The 16,093-nt window shown below is 65.5% G+C and carries 16 protein-coding genes and 1 pseudogene; 11 read left to right on the top strand and 6 right to left on the bottom strand.

The features are described 5' to 3' along the window. Positions 1 to 35 precede the first annotated feature (35 nt). Positions 36 to 1,247 (bottom strand): acyl-CoA dehydrogenase family protein, encoded by a 1,212-nt coding sequence (locus BST47_RS02385; RefSeq protein WP_083123578.1) that lies wholly within the window; start codon positions 1,245 to 1,247, stop codon positions 36 to 38. A gap of 155 nt (positions 1,248 to 1,402) precedes the next feature. Between BST47_RS02385 and BST47_RS02380 the strand changes: the two are divergent. The 3 genes and pseudogenes from BST47_RS02380 to BST47_RS02370 form a co-directional block, all read left to right on the top strand. After that, a pseudogene (locus BST47_RS02380) lies at positions 1,403 to 1,552 on the top strand (TetR/AcrR family transcriptional regulator); the annotation flags it as partial. Next, on the top strand, positions 1,549 to 1,986 hold the full coding sequence (locus BST47_RS02375; RefSeq protein ID WP_083123577.1) for a hypothetical protein: 438 nt from the start codon (positions 1,549 to 1,551) through the stop codon (positions 1,984 to 1,986). The pseudogene BST47_RS02380 and the gene BST47_RS02375, both read left to right, overlap by 4 nt. Positions 1,987 to 2,055: 69 nt before the next feature. Continuing rightward, the gene (locus BST47_RS02370; RefSeq protein ID WP_083123576.1) at positions 2,056 to 2,814 is read left to right on the top strand and encodes a YebC/PmpR family DNA-binding transcriptional regulator; all 759 of its coding nucleotides are present in this window, start codon (positions 2,056 to 2,058) and stop codon (positions 2,812 to 2,814) included. 6 nt (positions 2,815 to 2,820) lie between these two features. Here the strand turns inward: BST47_RS02370 and BST47_RS02365 are convergent, their stop codons facing one another. Then, positions 2,821 to 3,648, bottom strand: a complete 828-nt coding sequence (locus BST47_RS02365; protein WP_083123575.1) for an alpha/beta fold hydrolase — start codon at positions 3,646 to 3,648, stop codon at positions 2,821 to 2,823. Positions 3,649 to 3,714: 66 nt separating this feature from the next. Here BST47_RS02365 and BST47_RS02360 point away from each other — a divergent pair, with 66 nt between their 5' ends. Continuing rightward, the gene (locus BST47_RS02360) at positions 3,715 to 4,338 is read left to right on the top strand and encodes a TetR/AcrR family transcriptional regulator (RefSeq protein ID WP_083123574.1); all 624 of its coding nucleotides are present in this window, start codon (positions 3,715 to 3,717) and stop codon (positions 4,336 to 4,338) included. Here the strand turns inward: BST47_RS02360 and BST47_RS02355 are convergent. Further along, a complete protein-coding gene (locus tag BST47_RS02355; RefSeq protein WP_083123573.1) occupies positions 4,296 to 5,525 on the bottom strand; it encodes a mechanosensitive ion channel family protein in 1,230 nt (409 codons plus the stop codon). The two genes, BST47_RS02360 and BST47_RS02355, sit on opposite strands and share 43 nt — an antisense overlap. Before the next feature lie 141 nt (positions 5,526 to 5,666). Between BST47_RS02355 and BST47_RS02350 the strand changes: the two genes are divergently transcribed. From BST47_RS02350 to BST47_RS02330, 5 genes are all read left to right on the top strand, one after another. Further along, positions 5,667 to 5,975, top strand: a complete 309-nt coding sequence (locus BST47_RS02350; protein WP_083123572.1) for a hypothetical protein — start codon at positions 5,667 to 5,669, stop codon at positions 5,973 to 5,975. A gap of 133 nt (positions 5,976 to 6,108) precedes the next feature. Beyond that, a complete protein-coding gene (gene ruvC / locus BST47_RS02345) occupies positions 6,109 to 6,675 on the top strand; it encodes a crossover junction endodeoxyribonuclease RuvC (protein WP_083123571.1) in 567 nt (188 codons plus the stop codon). Next, the gene (gene ruvA / locus BST47_RS02340) at positions 6,672 to 7,259 is read left to right on the top strand and encodes a Holliday junction branch migration protein RuvA (RefSeq protein ID WP_083123570.1); all 588 of its coding nucleotides are present in this window, start codon (positions 6,672 to 6,674) and stop codon (positions 7,257 to 7,259) included. The genes ruvC and ruvA overlap by 4 nt, the downstream gene beginning before the upstream one ends. 47 nt (positions 7,260 to 7,306) lie before the next feature. Continuing rightward, positions 7,307 to 8,326 carry a Holliday junction branch migration DNA helicase RuvB gene (ruvB, locus tag BST47_RS02335; protein WP_083123748.1) on the top strand — a complete coding sequence of 340 codons (1,020 nt, stop codon included), beginning with the start codon at positions 7,307 to 7,309 and terminating at the stop codon, positions 8,324 to 8,326. Positions 8,327 to 8,337: 11 nt separating this feature from the next. Next, positions 8,338 to 8,724 (top strand): DUF1304 domain-containing protein, encoded by a 387-nt coding sequence (locus tag BST47_RS02330; RefSeq protein ID WP_083123569.1) that lies wholly within the window; start codon positions 8,338 to 8,340, stop codon positions 8,722 to 8,724. On the opposite strand, the gene car is transcribed toward BST47_RS02330, so the two are convergent. Beyond that, a complete protein-coding gene (gene car, locus BST47_RS02325) occupies positions 8,719 to 12,213 on the bottom strand; it encodes a carboxylic acid reductase (RefSeq protein ID WP_083123568.1) in 3,495 nt (1,164 codons plus the stop codon). The two genes, BST47_RS02330 and car, sit on opposite strands and share 6 nt — an antisense overlap. A 241-nt stretch (positions 12,214 to 12,454) precedes the next feature. On the opposite strand from car, the gene BST47_RS02320 reads away from it, so the two are divergent. Beyond that, complete coding sequence (locus BST47_RS02320) at positions 12,455 to 13,090, top strand: hypothetical protein (protein ID WP_083123567.1); 636 nt, start codon at positions 12,455 to 12,457, stop codon at positions 13,088 to 13,090. A 181-nt stretch (positions 13,091 to 13,271) separates the two neighbouring features. Here BST47_RS02320 and BST47_RS02315 read toward each other — a convergent pair whose 3' ends face one another. Continuing rightward, complete coding sequence (locus BST47_RS02315; protein ID WP_083123566.1) at positions 13,272 to 13,736, bottom strand: MarR family winged helix-turn-helix transcriptional regulator; 465 nt, start codon at positions 13,734 to 13,736, stop codon at positions 13,272 to 13,274. A 58-nt stretch (positions 13,737 to 13,794) separates the two neighbouring features. On the opposite strand from BST47_RS02315, the gene BST47_RS02310 reads away from it, so the two are divergent. Next, positions 13,795 to 14,625 carry an alpha/beta fold hydrolase gene (locus tag BST47_RS02310; RefSeq protein WP_083123565.1) on the top strand — a complete coding sequence of 277 codons (831 nt, stop codon included), beginning with the start codon at positions 13,795 to 13,797 and terminating at the stop codon, positions 14,623 to 14,625. 24 nt (positions 14,626 to 14,649) lie between these two features. Here BST47_RS02310 and BST47_RS02305 read toward each other — a convergent pair whose 3' ends face one another. Then, entirely contained in the window at positions 14,650 to 16,083 is a 1,434-nt protein-coding gene (locus tag BST47_RS02305; protein ID WP_083123564.1) for a gamma-aminobutyraldehyde dehydrogenase, read from the bottom strand. Positions 16,084 to 16,093: the final 10 nt, after the last annotated feature.

The raw sequence follows: 16,093 nt of genomic DNA, 5'->3' as shown, positions 1-16,093 counted from the left end.
AACCGTGGCGGTCGATACGCGCGCCGAATTCGCAATCAGCGGATGGGCAGACCCGTCACCGCGCGACCGATGACCAGCCGCTGAATCTCGCTGGTGCCCTCGAAGATGGTGAAGATCTTGGCGTCGCGATGCATCCGCTCGACCGGATATTCACGCGTATAGCCGTTGCCGCCGAGGATCTGGATCGCCTCGTCGGTGACGTAGACGGCGGTTTCGCTCGCGACGAGCTTGGCCATCGACCCCTCGGCGTTCTCGAACGGTTTGCCGTTACGGGCCATCCAGCCCGCCCGCCACACGAGCAGGCGCGCAGCGTCGATGCGAGCTTTCATGTCGGCCAATTTGAATGCGATGGCCTGGAATTCGCCGATCTTGCGGCCGAATTGCTCACGCTGCAATGCGTAGTCAAGCGCGTACTCATATGCCGCACGGGCCACGCCGACCGCCATCGCACCGACGGTAGGGCGGGTCCGCTCGAAGGTGGCCATTGCGGCCTGGCCTTTCGAACTCTTGCCCTCGCGGACTTTCGCAATCCGCTCCTCGAATTTGTCTCTGCCACCGATGATCAGGCGGCCGGGGATGCGGACGTCCTCCAACACGACCTCGGCGGTATGCGACGCCCTGATGCCGTGCTTGAGAAATTTCTGGCCCTGCCGGAATCCGGGGGTGTTGGGCGGGATGATGAACGACGCCTGACCGCGGCTGCCCAGCTCGGGATACACCGACGCGACGACGATGTGCACCTCGGCGATGCCGCCGTTGGTCGCCCACGTCTTCGTACCGTTGAGCACCCATTCGTCGGTGGCCTCGTCGTAGCGTGCGCGCGTCAGGATCGCACCGACATCCGAGCCGGCGCCCGGCTCCGACGAACAGAAGGAACCGACCTTGGGGTCGTCGACTGTGCCGAACATCATTGGCAGGAATTCGGCTATCTGCTCGGGCGTTCCGCCGCCGGCCAGCGATGCGGCCGCCAGGCCGGTGCCGAGGATCGACAGCGCGATTCCCGCGTCGCCCCAGAACATCTCCTCGAACGCGACGAGCATGCCAAGGCCGGATGGTTCGCCCGCCTGCTCGGCGAAGAACTCCATGGAGTAGACGCCGACCTTTGCGGCCTCCTGGATTATCGGCCACGGTGTCTCTTCGCGCTCATCCCATTCCGCGGCGGCCGGCCGGATCACGTCGGTGGCAAATTCGTGGACCCAGTCGCGAATGTGGACGAGGTCGGGTGACAGGTCGAGGTCGAACGACATACCCGTATCTTACTCCGGAGTAAGATAGAGCGAAAGGCGTGTGTGTTCGACCTAACACCTCAGCCCTGGACCGGCAGTACCAGCCGAGATGCGGACGACACCGTATTCAGGCTGCTGGTTCCCACACTCGCGTGCCGGAAGTTCATGATCGCCGGCGCAGCGGCCTGATCTCCTCGCAGATCATGGGGTTGGCGATGATGCGATTTGTCTGGAAGATCGAACCGGTCGGGTCCATGACCGACGACCAACTGGTCGCCGCCGTCGCGCCGAACCTGCAGCACTACATCGAGGGGGACCTCCGATGAACCAGACGATCGAAGTCGAGCCGCAACCGCGGATCGACACCCTCGTGCGGCTGGCCGCAGGTGGCGAGGGGCGCCGCACCGAGTACGTCGGCACCGTCTGGTTCGACGGCAAGCCGGAGATTACCGGGCTGTTCTTGCGTCGGCCGCGGGATGCGCCGCGGGGGATCCGAACGCCCAGCTTCTCGGCGTCGTTCTTCGTGCCGGACAGCCTGGCATACCACCGGGCCGCGCTCGGCGATGCGTCTCTGGCGATTTCAGTGCAGCTGCAAGCATCGGGCGAAATCGGCGCGATCGTCGGCGCGGCCGCGTTGTTCGCCGACGACCCGTCGGGCTCGCCGACGTGGATCCAGGTGCACGTTCACGGTCACGTGGCGTGGCCGGCCGGCATCGGCTATCGCATCGTCGCGCTGACGCCGCTCGATGCAGTTCGGTAGCGCGCAAATGTCCACGTAGACTCGTCGGTCGAAGCTTGAGCACGACTTCAGGAAGTGAGTAGTACACGGATGAGCGGCCATTCCAAGTGGGCGACCACAAAGCACAAAAAGGCCGTCATCGACGCACGCCGCGGCAAGAACTTCGCAAAGCTGATCAAGAACGTCGAAGTGGCCGCGCGAGTCGGCGGCGGTGACCCTGCCGGGAACCCGACGCTCTACGACGCGATCCAGAAGGCGAAGAAATCGTCGGTCCCGAACGACAACATCGAGCGTGCCCGCAAGCGCGGCGCCGGCGAAGAAGCCGGTGGCGCCGACTACCAGAACATCACCTACGAGGGCTACGGCCCCAACGGTGTCGCGGTGCTGATCGAGTGCCTCACCGACAACCGCAACCGCGCCGCGGGTGAGGTGCGAGTCGCAATGACCCGCAACGGCGGCAACATGGCCGATCCCGGTTCGGTGGCGTATCTGTTCTCCCGCAAAGGCGTCGTGACCCTGGAGAAGAACGGGCAGACCGAGGATGACGTGCTGACCGCGGTGCTCGAAGCCGGCGCCGAGGAGATCAACGACCTCGATGACACCTTCGAGATCATCTGCGAACCAACCGATCTCGTCGCCGTCCGTAGCGCACTACAGGAGGCGGGCATCGACTACGAGTCCGCGGAGGCCAGCTTCCAGCCGTCGGTGACGGTGCCGGTCGACCTCGACGGCGCACGCAAGGTGCTCAAGCTCGTCGACGCGCTCGAAGACAGCGACGACGTCCAGGATGTCTTCACCAACATGGACATTCCCGACGACGTCGCGGCTCAACTCGACGACGAGGGATAGCCGGCGTCAGCCCTCGAGGAACTCGCCGATTGCCCGCGCGGTTTCCTCGGGCTGATCGAGCATGATGAGCACCTTGGCGTCGTCGATGTAACGCAATGTGCCGCCGGTCAATTCGGCCAACGCCTCGGCGTGCGCGACGGGCATCACGCGATTGCGGCTCCACAGCACCAGCACGTCGCCCGAGAAGTCCGCGAGCCGGTTGGTCGCGTGCACGAGCGAGGACTTGTCGAACCTGGTCCGTGCGTACTTGAGCAGGTCGCGGCGGATCCGCACGTCGGCGATTCCCGCATTCGTCCACGCCTCGATGATGTGCTGGGGGATGGGCTTGGCGGCCATCATGCCGAAGAGGAAGAAGCGGCGACGCAGCCAGCCGATGCGCAACTGCTGCATCGCCATCTTGACGGTCCCAGTGGTGCGGGTGCCGACCCAGGTGACCTTGCCGGGGAACCCGGGAGGGAAGTTGTCATACGCCTCTGACGGGCAGATCACGAGTCGGGCAATGCGCTTGTCGCGCCCGACGTCGGTGAGGAACAGCGGACCGCCCCAGTCGGACACGACGAGCGTGACATCGGTGAGATCCAGTGCGTCGAGGAAATCGGCGACGACGTCAACCATGCCGGGCATCGTGAGGTCGGCATCCTCGCGCATCGGGATGCGGTGCCCGCCGATCGGCAGCACCGGCAGCACGTAGCGGTAGCCGGCCGGCAGGTGCGGTAGGGCGAGGTCCCACTGCGTGTCGTTCATCAGCAGACCGTGCAACAGCACGACGGGCGGGCCGTCCGGGTCGCCTTCCTCGCGGTATTCGATGGTCCCGGCGGAAACGGCAAGCTCCATCTTTATTCCCCTAATTAGAACGTCGATTCTAGAACGTATGCTCTAGTCTGTCCGCAGGAGGCGTCAATGGCAAGATCCACGCGCGAATCGATCCTCACCGCCGCCGCAGAGCTGATGCGGCACCGCGGGTACGCGGCGGTGGGCATGAAAGACATCGCCCAGGCGTCGGGTGCGCCGATCGGCTCGCTGTACCACCACTTCCGCGGCGGCAAGGTGCAGATCGCGCGGGAATCTCTGATCATCGCGGGAGCGGCATACGGGCTACTCATCCCGACGCTCATCGACGAATACGACGACCTCGGCCAGGCGCTCGAGGGTGTCTTTGCCCAGGCCGCGCAGGACATGGCCGCCACCGGGTTCGCGAACATGTGCCCGGTCGCCAGCGTCGCCGCTGAGGTGGCCGACACGGTCGAAGAACTGCGCGAGACCTCAGCCGCGGTGTTCCGGGGCTGGATTGACGGCGGTGCCGCCTACTTCGCCGCCCGCGGTCTGGCGCCACAGTTGGCCCGCGAGGTCACCTTGGCGCTCATCGGCGCGCTGGAGGGCGCGTTCGTATTGGCGCGGACCATGCGCGATATCGCGCCGCTGTCGGCCGCGGGAGCGACGCTGGGCCCGCAATACCGGGGCGTCGCATTGGCCGAGCCGGCTCAGCGGCTCCCGTTGGAGGACCGGGCGAACTCGTCGTCGTAGTCATCGGTGTGGTGGTCGAACGCCTTGGCCCGCTCTTCAGCCTCGGGACTGCCGGAGAACATCCCTGTTGCGACCCGCGGAGTGTCGTCTTGCCGCCTGCTGGGCGCGCTCGGCTCAGGCATGAAGTCGGTGTTCTCCAGCCGCTGGATCGGCAGCGCTCGCCGGCGATTCACCCAGTCGACCATGCCTTCGCGCACATTGCACCGCAGGTCGAACAGCGCGCCGGCGTTCGGGGCGCTGACCACGATCCGTACCCGGACCATGCCACCCACGGCGTCGGTCACCTGCAGGACGCCACGCCTGCCGTCCCACAACTCATTCTCGGCGAGCAGCCGGTCCAGTTCGGTACGCATGTCGTCGAATGGCACGGAGAAGTCGACGTCGAATTCGACGCTGCCCATGATCTCGGTGTCGCTGCGGGTCCAGTTCTCGAACGGTTCCGTCGTGAAGTACGTCGACGGCAGCACGAGGCGGCGCTCGTCCCAAAGGCGCACCACGACGTAGCTCAGGGTGATCTCCTCGACGCGACCCCACCATTGGCCGTTCTCGAGTTGGACGACGTCGCCGACCCGGATGGCACCGGAGAACGCGATCTGCATACCTGCGAACACCGCGCCGAGAGAGGTTTGCGCCGCCAGACCCGCGACGACGGACAGCACACCGGCCGACGCGAAAACCGTGGTCCCGATATCGGAGAACGCCGGGAAGGTCATCAATACCGCGGCGCCGCCGAAAACCACGACGACGGCGATCGCGAGCCTACGCAGGACTGTGACCTGCGTGCGAACCCGTCGCCAGCGGCGATCGGCGTCGGAGATCTCCTCACCGCCACCGCCGAATCGGGCGATCATGCGCCGTTCGGCGACCCGGACGAGGCCGGTGAGCAGCCAGGTCACCCCCAGGATCAGCAGGATCACCAGCGAATGGTCGACCATCCTGCGCCAGGAGTCGGCCGGATCCGACGTCCGCTGCACCGAGATGGACGCCGCAGCCACCATGAGCGTGAACCGCACCGGCATCCGCGTGAGTTCGGCGACGTCGCAGAGCATGGCGCTACGGCGACCGATGCGGCCCAGCGCCCAGGTCAGCACCACTCCCAGCAGATACGCGGCGGCCATGGCGCCTGCGGCCCACGCCAGAGTGACGGCGAGATTTGTTGCGGTTTCCAGTTCGTTCTCGTCGGGCATTGGGTGAGATCAGCTCCACGGGGTTGGGGGTTCGGTCTCTGGGCGACCGTAGCGCCGCGCGCTGGCGTCGTCACATCGACGCGTCGCGATTTGCGGCCTTAATTGCGCGGAATACCCGGTCCTGCAAGGAAAATAATCGACGTGGCAGTTCTCACAGATCCCAACGGCACCGTCTGGTCGATCAACCGGCGGCTGTGGCCGTTCCCAGGCGACGCGCTCGACCTCACGTTCGGCTTGTTCGAGGTGGTCATCGGCATCGTGTTCGCGCTGCTGTGGCCGTTCTGGTTGCTGGCCAAGTTCTGCGGTGTGCGGTGGGTGATCACCGTCGAACGCAACGGCCATCAGGTGGGCCGGGAGCTCGTGCGCGGATGGAACGGATCCAAGCGCCGCGTCAACGAGATCGCACGCGAAGTCGCTTCCGACGGACGTTCAGGGCACATGGTGATCTAGCCGTGAGACACGCCTCGATTCGCCGCTGCGCCGAGCGGTCCGCCCGGTGATTGGGGGCGTGTCGAGACCCTGAGGTGTCCGCTGCCGGCGCTAAGCTCCTTCGAACAGGTGTTCACAGGCAAGGAGCTGCCACGTGCGGGTGATGGGTGTCGACCCTGGGTTGACGCGGTGCGGGCTGTCCGTCATCGAGGGCGGCACCGGTCGGCGGGTCATCGCGCTGGACGTCGACGTCGTCCGCACCCCCTCCGACGAGCCGCTGCACCGCCGGTTGCTCACCATCAGCGACACCGTCGAGTACTGGATGGACACCCACCGCCCCGACGTCATCGCGATCGAGCGGGTCTTCGCCAACCAGAACGCGAACACGGCGATGGGCACCGCGCAGGCAGGCGGTGTCATCGCGCTGGCCGCCGCCAGGCGCGACATCGACGTGTATTTCCACACACCCAGTGAGGTGAAGGCCGCCGTCACCGGAAACGGTCGGGCCGACAAGGCGCAGGTCACCACGATGGTCACCAAAATTCTTGCCCTGCAGGCGAAACCGACACCCGCCGACGCGGCCGACGCGCTGGCATTGGCGATCTGTCATTGCTGGCGGGCTCCGATGATCGCGCGGATGGCCGCGGCCGAGGCCATGGCAGCCGAGCAGAAACGCAAGTACCAGGCCACGATCAAGGCGAAGGCAAAGGCGGCACGATGATTGCATCCGTTCGCGGGGAGGTTCTCGACATCGCTCTCGACCATGTTGTCATCGAGGCCGCGGGCGTCGGCTACAAAGTGATGGCGACGCCTACCACGCTGGCGACGCTGCACCGCGGCGACGAGGCGCGGCTCATCACCGCGATGATCGTGCGCGAGGATTCGATGACGCTGTACGGCTTTTCGGACGCCGACGCCCGCAACCTTTTTCTGACGCTGCTCGCGGTGTCCGGCATCGGGCCCAGCATCGCGTTGGGCGCGCTGGCGATGTACGACGGGCCTACGCTGCGCCGTGCCATCGCCGACGGCGACATCACCGCGCTGACCCGAATCCCGAAGGTCGGCAAGAAGACCGCCGAGCTGATGGCGCTGAGCCTGCGCGACAAGATGGGGGCCATCGCACCGTCCGGTGCCGCCGTGATGAACGGACATGCCGTGCGCGGCCCCGTCGTCGAAGCGCTTGTCGGCCTTGGCTTTGCGCTCAAGCAGGCCGAGGAGGCCACTGACAAGGTGCTCGCCAATGACCCGGAAGCCAGCACCACCAGTGCGCTGCGTCTGGCGCTTTCGATGTTGGGTAAGAAGTGAGCGGTCGCTTCGAGGACGCGGAATCCGGCGACACCGCCGACAGGGAGATGTCGGCCGCCTTGACTGTCGGCGAGGGGGACATCGACGCCAGTCTGCGGCCTCGATCGCTCGGTGAGTTCATCGGTCAGCCCCGCGTCCGCGAGCAGCTGCAGCTGGTTCTCGAGGGCGCCAAGAACCGCGGTGGCACACCGGATCACATCCTGCTGTCCGGCCCGCCGGGGCTCGGCAAGACCTCGCTGGCGATGATCATCGCCGCCGAGCTCGGAACCTCGCTGCGGGTCACCTCCGGACCGGCGCTGGAACGTGCGGGCGACCTGGCGGCCATGCTGTCGAATCTCGTCGAGCACGACGTGCTGTTCATCGACGAGATACACCGCATCGCCAGGCCCGCCGAGGAAATGCTGTACCTCGCGATGGAGGACTTCCGCGTCGATGTCGTGGTCGGCAAGGGGCCGGGTGCCACCTCCATTCCGCTCGAGGTCGCGCCGTTCACGCTCGTCGGCGCCACCACCCGCTCAGGTGCGCTGACGGGCCCGCTGCGCGACAGGTTCGGCTTCACCGCGCACATGGACTTCTACGAGCCGGCGGAACTCGAGAGGGTGCTGACGCGGTCGGCCGGCATCCTCGGTATCGAACTCCAGAGCGACGCGGGTGCCGAGGTCGCGCGGCGCTCGCGCGGAACACCGCGTATTGCCAACCGATTGTTGCGACGGGTACGCGACTTCGCCGAAGTCCGAGCCGACGGTGTCATCACCCGTGACATCGCGAAGTCCGCGCTGGCGGTGTATGACGTCGACGAGCTTGGGTTGGACCGCCTCGACCGCGCCGTATTGTCAGCACTCACACGCAGTTTCGGTGGTGGCCCCGTCGGGGTATCGACACTGGCGGTCGCGGTGGGGGAGGAAGCCACTACGGTCGAGGAGGTGTGCGAGCCGTTCCTGGTGCGTGCCGGCATGATCGCCCGCACGCCGCGCGGGCGCGTCGCCACCGCCAAGGCCTGGACCCATCTCGGAATGACACCCCCGGCCGGAGCGACCGGTTTCGGGCAGCCCGGTCTGTTCGAATAGGAGGCAGTGACATGGGTTTCGCGGGACTCTTCTTCGCCGGTCTGGCCGCCTTGCTGCACGTCTACATCTGGGTGATGGAGTCACTGACGTGGACTTCCAAGCGCACCAGAGCGACCTTCGGCATCACCGAGGAGGAGGCGCTGGCCACCAAGGAGATGGCGTTCAACCAGGGCTTCTACAACCTGTTTCTGGCGATTATCACCGTGACCGGCATCGTCATCGGCGGACTCGGTCACAACTACATCGGCCTCGCGCTGATCTTCGCCGGCACCGGTTCCATGCTTGCGGCGGCGCTGGTGCTGCTGCTGTCCTCTCCCGATAAGGCGCGCGCCGCTGTGACGCAAGGCATCCTGCCGTTGATCGCGATCGTGCTCCTGGGCGTCGGGCTGACGCTATAGCAGACCCAACAGCTGCAGGTCGGTGATGTACTTGACGATGATCTCGGCCGTGATGTGTGGAATGTCCTTATCCGGGCCGATTTTCGCGTCCTGCACCGCGGCGCGGAATCGGTCGGTCGTCGCGACCGAACCGAGAAGCGGCTTGGCGGGCTGCGCATAGCTGTGGAGCAACGGCAACAGCGAGGCCTGACGCTGGCGGTCTGGTAGACCCCGCATGCTCATCTCGAACCGCTGCAGCCATTCTCCGTAGTCCGCGACGCGGTCGATCGGATAGCCGGCATCGACCAGCCAGTCCACGAACTCGTCGAGACCGACGCCGTCGTCGTGCGGGTTCATCACGTGGAAGGTCTCGAACCCGTAGCTGTGGTGTGCCCCTAGCGTGGAGATCGCGTCGGCGATGAAATCGACTGGTAGACCGTCGTAGTGGGCCCGCTGGCGATGGCCCGCGGCGTCCAGCTCATAGAACGAACCCGGTGCGATCCCGGTGGCCACCAGGCTGAGCATCAGTCGGGTGAACATATCGGGCACGTTGAGCTGGCCGGCGTACTCCGGCTCCGCGAGGATCATGTCGCACCGGAACACCTCGACCGGCAGACCGCTCAGATCATGTGCTTCGCGAAGTAGCACCTCACCCGCCCACTTGCTGTTTCCGTAGCCGTTGGCGTAGCTGTCGTTGACCACGCGTGTCGCGCTGATCTGGCGTACGTCGGCGTCCTCGACGAATGCCGACGGTTCGATCTGATCGCCGACACCGACGGTCGACAGGTAGACGAACGGCTTCAACTTCGTGGTCAGCGCCAGCCGGACCAGCTCCGCGGTGCCGACGACGTTGGGACCGAACAACTGGTCGTAGGGCAGGACGTGGTTGACCAGTGCGGCCGGATCCACGATCAGGTCGACGCTGTCGGCCAGCCGCTGCCAGGTCGTTTCGTCGAGCCCGAGCCCGGGTTCGCCTTTGTCTCCCGCGAGCACCTCCAAATGCCCTGCAGCCAAGCGCCGGTAGTGATCGAGCAAGGCGGGATCGCCGCTGTCGAAGGTTTCGTCCAGGCGCTGCCGCGCCGTGGCGTCGTCCTTGGCGCGAACCAGGGTGATCACCCTGCCGCCGACGAGGCTCATCCGTTCCAGCCAGTCCAGGGCGAGGTAGCGGCCGAGGAAACCGGTCGCGCCCGTCAGCAGCACAGTGCGTACCTCCTGGCTGGGGTAGGGAAGTGCCGGTGCGTTCGCCAGGGTGTGGGCATCGAGGAACTTGCCCAGCATCAGATCGCGCGCGTGGATCTCGGTGGCTCCGCGACCGTGGACGGACGCGAACGTCGGGCGGGTGCTACCGGATCGTTCTGTTTCGATGTACTCGGCCAGCGCCGCAAGGTCGGTGGCGGGGCTCACGATCACGCCCACCGGAACCTCGACAAAGAAGATCTCGCGTAGCAGGTTGGCAAACGTCAACGCCGACAACGAATCCCCGCCCAGATCGGTGAAGTGTGCATCGGGTGACAAGTCCGCAGCCGCGCTGCCCAACAGCGCAGCGGCCGCCCGAGTGACGGTCTCGATCACCGGGCAAGTCGCGCCGTCCTGCCGCAGCTCGCGCAGCTCGGCCGCCTGACCCTGAGCCAGATCCTCGTACAGTTCCTCCAGCTGCGGGCCGTAAATCTCCTTCAGCTTGGGTCGTGCCAGTTTGCGGATGCCGGTCAGCAGACCGTTTTCGAGCGTGAACGCCGTTGTCTCCAAGATGAAGTCGCGCGGCACTTCGAACGACTGGAGATCCGCCCCCTTGGCGACATCAGCCAGCGACTCGCTGATCAGTGCGCGCAATTCGGACGTGTCGTGCTGGGACAGCGCCTCGGGCGTCGGCACGATCACGGCCAACAAGTAGGAGCGGGCGCTATTGCCGTAGATGTAGATCTGCCGCACCAGCGGGCTGGTTTCGAAGACCGCTTCCAGCTTGGAGGCGGTGACGAACTCGCCTTGGGACAGCTTGAGCACGAAGTTGCGCCGATCGACGTACTGCAGTCGATCCGGCCCGAGCTCGGCCACGACGTCGCCGGTCCGGTAGAAGCCCTCCTCGTCGAACACCTCGGCGGTGACTTCGGGACGCTTGTAGTACCCGGGAAACATGTTGACGGTCTTGAGCAGCAGTTCGCCTCGGGGATGAGGACGATCGGTGCTGAAATAGCCAAGATCGGGGACATCAGCGAGCTTGTATTCGATGACAGGGGGCCTCTTGATCTGCCCGTTGAGCAGGACTCCGCCGGCCTCGGTCGAGCCGTAGCCGTCGAGCAGATCCAGGTCCAGGAACGACTCGACCCACGCCTTGAGGTCCGAAGACGTTGGCGCCGATCCGGTGACCGCGGTCAGGTAGCGGTTGCCGATCACAGCCGCGCGCACATCCGCGAGGAACTCGGCGTCCGACTTGGTGTCGGTGCCTTCAAATGCATGACGGTCGAGCCGGCTGTGCACCTCCGCGGACAACATGTCCCAGACGCGGGGGACAAATGACAGCTGCGTGGGTCGCACCAGGGCGAGGTCGTCGAGGAAGGTCGACAGGTCGCTCTTGGCCGCGAAATACGCGGTGCCTCCGTGGGATAGCGCACCGAAGAGGCCCGATCGACCCATCACATGGCTCATCGGCATGAAGCTCAGCACGATCGACGGTTCGACGCTGTCGGCCCAGCCCCAGCTCGCCGGACGCCACAACTTCCCGGTCATATTCCGGGTGTAGATGGCGCCCTTCGGCGCACCGGTGCTGCCGGATGTGTAGATCAGAAGTGCCATATCGTCGGCCTCACGATGGGCGGCAGGCTTGGCGGGCAACGTCTTTCCGCGCTCCAACGCATCCTGCAAGGTCTCCACCACGACCGTGCTCTCGGCGTCGGCGAGCCGTGCGCGCAAGGCATCGTACGCATCGCGGTGGTCGGTGATCTCTGGGTCATAGTCGAAGACAACAAGGCTCGACGGCGCATAGCCCGTTAGGACGAGTTCGGCTGCGTCGTCGACGTAGTCGATGCTCGACGCGATGACGGCAGGCTCGGTTTCGATGACGATGGGTCGCAGCGCCGTTAACGGGGCGCTTGTCTGAAGTGGCACCGCGATGGCGCCCAGCGGAATGGTTGCGACATCGATGACCGTGTAGTCGATGCTGCCGAATCCTAGGATCGCCACGCGGTCACCGGGATGCACATCCGTGAGAGCCCTGGTCAACGAGCTGATGCGGTCGTCCAGTTCGTGATACGTGATGGTGTTGTAGTGGGGCAGAAGCTTGGCCGAGGTGCGACCCCGACGGTCTTCGACGTAGTCGACGGCGCGCTCCCCGAGGGCGGGACGGTCGGCATAGGCCGTCAGCACGGTACGCACGACGGCATCCAGCGACAGCTCGGGATTCTCGATTGCCTGGCTGACGGCCGGATCGGGTTTGGCCGCGGCGAACTGGGGGTCGGCGGCGGTGAGGTCTGCGATGCGTCGGGCGAGGCGCTCTTCACGAGTATCAGTGGACATCGAGGAACCCTTCGATAACACAAGTGATTCGGTCGGGCGCTTCGTCGAGCCCACTAATAGAAATATCGTTAGCAAAGCTAAGGCTATTCCGTCAGCTTGCTGGTAGTTGCCTGTGAGCGGCGGGTGATCGCAGGTGAGACGGTTGCGTCGCCCCGGTGGCTTTCATCACAGCCTCGGCGAGGTGCCGTTTTTGACCCGGTGCAGCGGATTACGGCGCTCGCCGTTCGGGTATCCATCGCCCATGACTGAGACGCGAGTTCGGACCCGTGGCGGACGCCTGAAGATGCAGCGCAGCCGCGGTGCAATGAGCGGACTGCTACTGATTCTTCTAGGCGCTTTCGGTGCGCTCATCCCGTTCGTCGGACCGTACTTCGACTTCGCGTTCAGCCCGGATACGGCGTGGGCGTGGACGGATGCGCGCGGATGGCTGCAGGTGCTGCCCGGCGCAGTCGCCGTCGTCGGCGGCCTGCTGCTGCTGGTTTCCCGTAACCGTGCGACGGCGATGCTCGGCGCGTGGCTCGGCGCAATCGCAGGCGCGTGGTTCGTCGTCGGTCGCGCGTCGGCTGGACTGCTGGGCATCGGTGACGCGGGCGCCCCGGTGGCGGCGACGGAGGCCAAGTCCGTGGCGCTGGAGCTGGCGTACTTCTACGGCCTCGGCGCGCTGATCGTGTTTGTGGCCGCGGCGGCCGTGGGTCGCATCTCAGTTCGCAGTGTGCGAGACGTCGAGTACGTCGACACGCCGGTTGCTGAGACCGTGCAGCCGCAGCCGGCGTTCTCGGACTCCGATGAGGTCACCGAGATCCAACCGACGGGCACCGACACCGGCCGACACCGCGGCTGGCGTGGTGCATTCGGCAAGCGCACCGCCGTCCACTAATCCGACGTGAAAAGGGGCTCACACCAAAGTGTGGGCCCTTTTTTCGCGAGTGATCTGCGCCTCGATCCCGTTATATCTACCTCCAACGGCGGATTAGCAGACCTGCCGACGATCTGCTCACCACGCTGGTCGCACTCGACGACATTCGCAATTTCGTGGTCGAACTGGTGGCCGGGGCCCGCTAGCTGCGCGAGTCCTTTGGATCGAGCTCATCGAGCAGTCGCTGCATTGTCCTGGTCATCTGCGCGAAGTTCCTCTCGCCGACGACCTTTGACCATCGTTTCTCGATGTCGGCGACGCGACCACCCGCGTCGGCCATCAGTGATTGCCCCCGCTTCGTCAGGTCGATGAGCTTCGCGCGGCCGTCGGCCGGGTCGGGTCGGCGGGTCAGATAGCCCAGGTCCACAAGGTCGTTCACGATTTCCGACGTGGCCGCGAGACTCAACTGCGCACGGTCGGCGAGCTCAGTGAGGCGAATCCCGCCCATCCGGATGTTGCCGAAGATCTGAAAATGGGTCTCGCGCACGTCGCCGTATCCGGCGTCCGCGCGTGGCGCGGCGAGGTCATCGCGAAACTCTCGCAACAACCTGACCAGCAGCTGCCCGATCGCCAGGCGGTCGGGCGGCGGATCACTTGACGCAGCCATGGATCATAAGGATACTACGGATACCGAAGTTTCGGTTTCCGAAGTAAATGGAGATGTCATGGCCACCGAACTCATTGCCACCGACCTGGGCCGGCTACACATCGAGCGCCTGGGTAGCGGGTCGCCGGTCGTGTTGTGGCACAGCCTGTTTCTCGACTCACGATCATGGTGCGGCCTCGAAGCCGACCTCGCGCGCAACCACTCGGTGTACGTCATCGACGGACCGTCGCACGGCCGCAGCGACCCCGTCAGCCGCGACTTCACCTTCGGTGAGTGCGTGTCGGCCGCCGCGCAGGTCCTGGATGCGCTCGGCCTCGATCAGCCCGTCGACTGGGTGGGCAACGCCTGGGGAGGTCATATTGGAATCCAGCTGGCCGCGCACCAGCCCGGCAGGATCCGGACGCTCACCACCATCGGCACGCCGGCGCACCCGCTGCGCACGGGGGAGCGCTGGACCAAGGTATGGCCTTTGGTGCAGCTCTACCGGTTCATTGGTCCCAATCCGCTGCTGCTAAAACCGCTTTCGGATGCGCTCGTCGGGGCCGAATCGTTCCAACTCGCACCCGATCTCGCGAAAACCGTGATGCGCGGATTCACCGGCGCGCAGAAAGGCGCGATGTTCCACGCCATGAGGTCGATGATGCTCAACCGGCCCGACATGACCGCCGACATGGCCCGGATCGCCGCACCGACACTGATCATTGCCGGCCGTGAGGACATCACCGGATGGCGACCCGAGGACGCGCAGGCCATCGCGGAGACCATGGCCGACGCCAAGGTGGTCGCGGCCGCCGGCTCGGGCCATTCCTCACCGCTGCTGATCGACCGCGACCGAGTCCTTCGGTCCATCACCGATTTGTGGAGTCTCGCCCGCGGTCAGCGCGGCTAAGACTCCACAAGTCGCAAAGACCGCCTAGCCGGTGAAGGCCATCACGTGCTTGATGCGCGTGTAGTCCTCGAAGCCGTACATCGACAGGTCCTTGCCGTGGCCCGACGACTTGTACCCGCCGTGCGGCATCTCGGCGACCAGCGGGATATGCGTGTTGATCCATACGCAGCCGAAGTCCAGTGCCGCGGATACCCGCAGCGCTCGCGACACGTCCTTCGTCCACACCGATGACGCCAGGCCGTATTCGGTTCCGTTGGCCCACGCGATCGCCTCGTCCTCGTCGGAGAACGACTGCACCGTGATCACCGGGCCGAAGATCTCCTGCTGCACCAGCCGGTCGTCCTGGCGAAGGCCGCCGATGACCGTCGGCGCCACGTAGAATCCCTTGTTGCCCTGGCGTTCTCCACCCGCGGCCACATTCGCGTGCGACGGCACATCGGTGAAGAACGACAGCACGCGCTCCATCTGGTTGACGTTGTTGACCGGCGGCACCCACGCGTCCTCGTCGTCGGAGGCCTTGCCGAACGTCGTCGTGGCGCCGCGCGCCTGCTCGGCGAGCGCATCGGTCAGGTCCGACGCCACCTTGGACGTCGCGAGCACGCGGGTTGCCGCCGTGCAGTCCTGGCCCGCGTTGAAGTATCCGGCCGTCGCGATTCCCTCTGCGGCGCCGGCGATGTCGCTGTCATCGAACACGATCACCGGCGCCTTGCCGCCCAGCTCCAGGTGCGTGCGCTTCAAGTGCCCACCCGCACTCACGGCGACCGCGCGGCCCGCGGCCACCGAGCCCGTGATCGACACCATCTCCGGCGTTGGATGCGCGACCACCGCAGCGCCGGTATTCCGGTCGCCGCACACGACGTTCAGCACACCCGGCGGGAAGTGCTTGGCCGCGATCTCGGCGAGCATGACGGTGGTGACGGGTGTGGTGTCGCTGGGTTTGATGACGACTGTGTTGCCCGCGGCGATGGCCGGACAGAACTTCCAGACAGCCATCATCATGGGGTAGTTCCACGGTGATACCTGGCCGATCACACCGACCGGCTCGCGACGAATCCACGACGTGTGGTTCTCCATGTACTCGCCGGCGGACTTGCCCTCCAACATCCTTGCCGCACCGGCGAAGAAGCGAATCTGGTCGACCATCGGCGGAATCTCTTCGGCCGTGGTGACATGGTTCGGCTTCCCGGTGTTGCGGCCCTCGGCCTCGACGAGTGCCTGGGCGTTGCGCTCGACGTCTTCGGCGAAATCGAGCAGCGCCTTCTGGCGGTTGGACGGTGTCGTGCGCTTCCAGTCCTTGAATGCCTTCGACGCCGCGGCATACGCGTTGTCGATGTCGGCCTCATTGGAAATGGGTGCGGTGGCGTACTCCTCGCCGGTGCTCGGATCGACGAGCGGCATCGTGGCTCCGCTGACGGAGTCGACGAGTTCGCCGCCGATGAAATTCTGAACCTTCGTCATCTGTGAACTC

The organism is Mycolicibacterium tusciae (assembly GCF_002086795.1).
GTDB lineage: Bacteria > Actinomycetota > Actinomycetes > Mycobacteriales > Mycobacteriaceae > Mycobacterium > Mycobacterium tusciae.
Note: the sequence above shows the minus strand (reverse complement) of the source record. Positions and strands in the feature narration are given on the sequence as shown.

Coding starts and splice junctions, on each gene's coding strand:
- BST47_RS02375 (WP_083123577.1), top strand. CDS start 1,549: ATGAACCAGACGATCGAAGTCGAGCCGCAACCGCGGATCGACACCCTC.
- BST47_RS02310 (WP_083123565.1), top strand. CDS start 13,795: ATGGCCACCGAACTCATTGCCACCGACCTGGGCCGGCTACACATCGAG.
- BST47_RS02330 (WP_083123569.1), top strand. CDS start 8,338: ATGGGTTTCGCGGGACTCTTCTTCGCCGGTCTGGCCGCCTTGCTGCAC.
- BST47_RS02320 (WP_083123567.1), top strand. CDS start 12,455: ATGACTGAGACGCGAGTTCGGACCCGTGGCGGACGCCTGAAGATGCAG.
- ruvA (WP_083123570.1), top strand. CDS start 6,672: ATGATTGCATCCGTTCGCGGGGAGGTTCTCGACATCGCTCTCGACCAT.
- BST47_RS02315 (WP_083123566.1), bottom strand. CDS start 13,736: ATGGCTGCGTCAAGTGATCCGCCGCCCGACCGCCTGGCGATCGGGCAG.
- BST47_RS02365 (WP_083123575.1), bottom strand. CDS start 3,648: ATGGAGCTTGCCGTTTCCGCCGGGACCATCGAATACCGCGAGGAAGGC.
- BST47_RS02385 (WP_083123578.1), bottom strand. CDS start 1,247: ATGTCGTTCGACCTCGACCTGTCACCCGACCTCGTCCACATTCGCGAC.
- BST47_RS02305 (WP_083123564.1), bottom strand. CDS start 16,083: ATGACGAAGGTTCAGAATTTCATCGGCGGCGAACTCGTCGACTCCGTC.
- car (WP_083123568.1), bottom strand. CDS start 12,213: ATGTCCACTGATACTCGTGAAGAGCGCCTCGCCCGACGCATCGCAGAC.
- BST47_RS02370 (WP_083123576.1), top strand. CDS start 2,056: ATGAGCGGCCATTCCAAGTGGGCGACCACAAAGCACAAAAAGGCCGTC.
- BST47_RS02355 (WP_083123573.1), bottom strand. CDS start 5,525: ATGCCCGACGAGAACGAACTGGAAACCGCAACAAATCTCGCCGTCACT.
- BST47_RS02360 (WP_083123574.1), top strand. CDS start 3,715: ATGGCAAGATCCACGCGCGAATCGATCCTCACCGCCGCCGCAGAGCTG.
- ruvB (WP_083123748.1), top strand. CDS start 7,307: ATGTCGGCCGCCTTGACTGTCGGCGAGGGGGACATCGACGCCAGTCTG.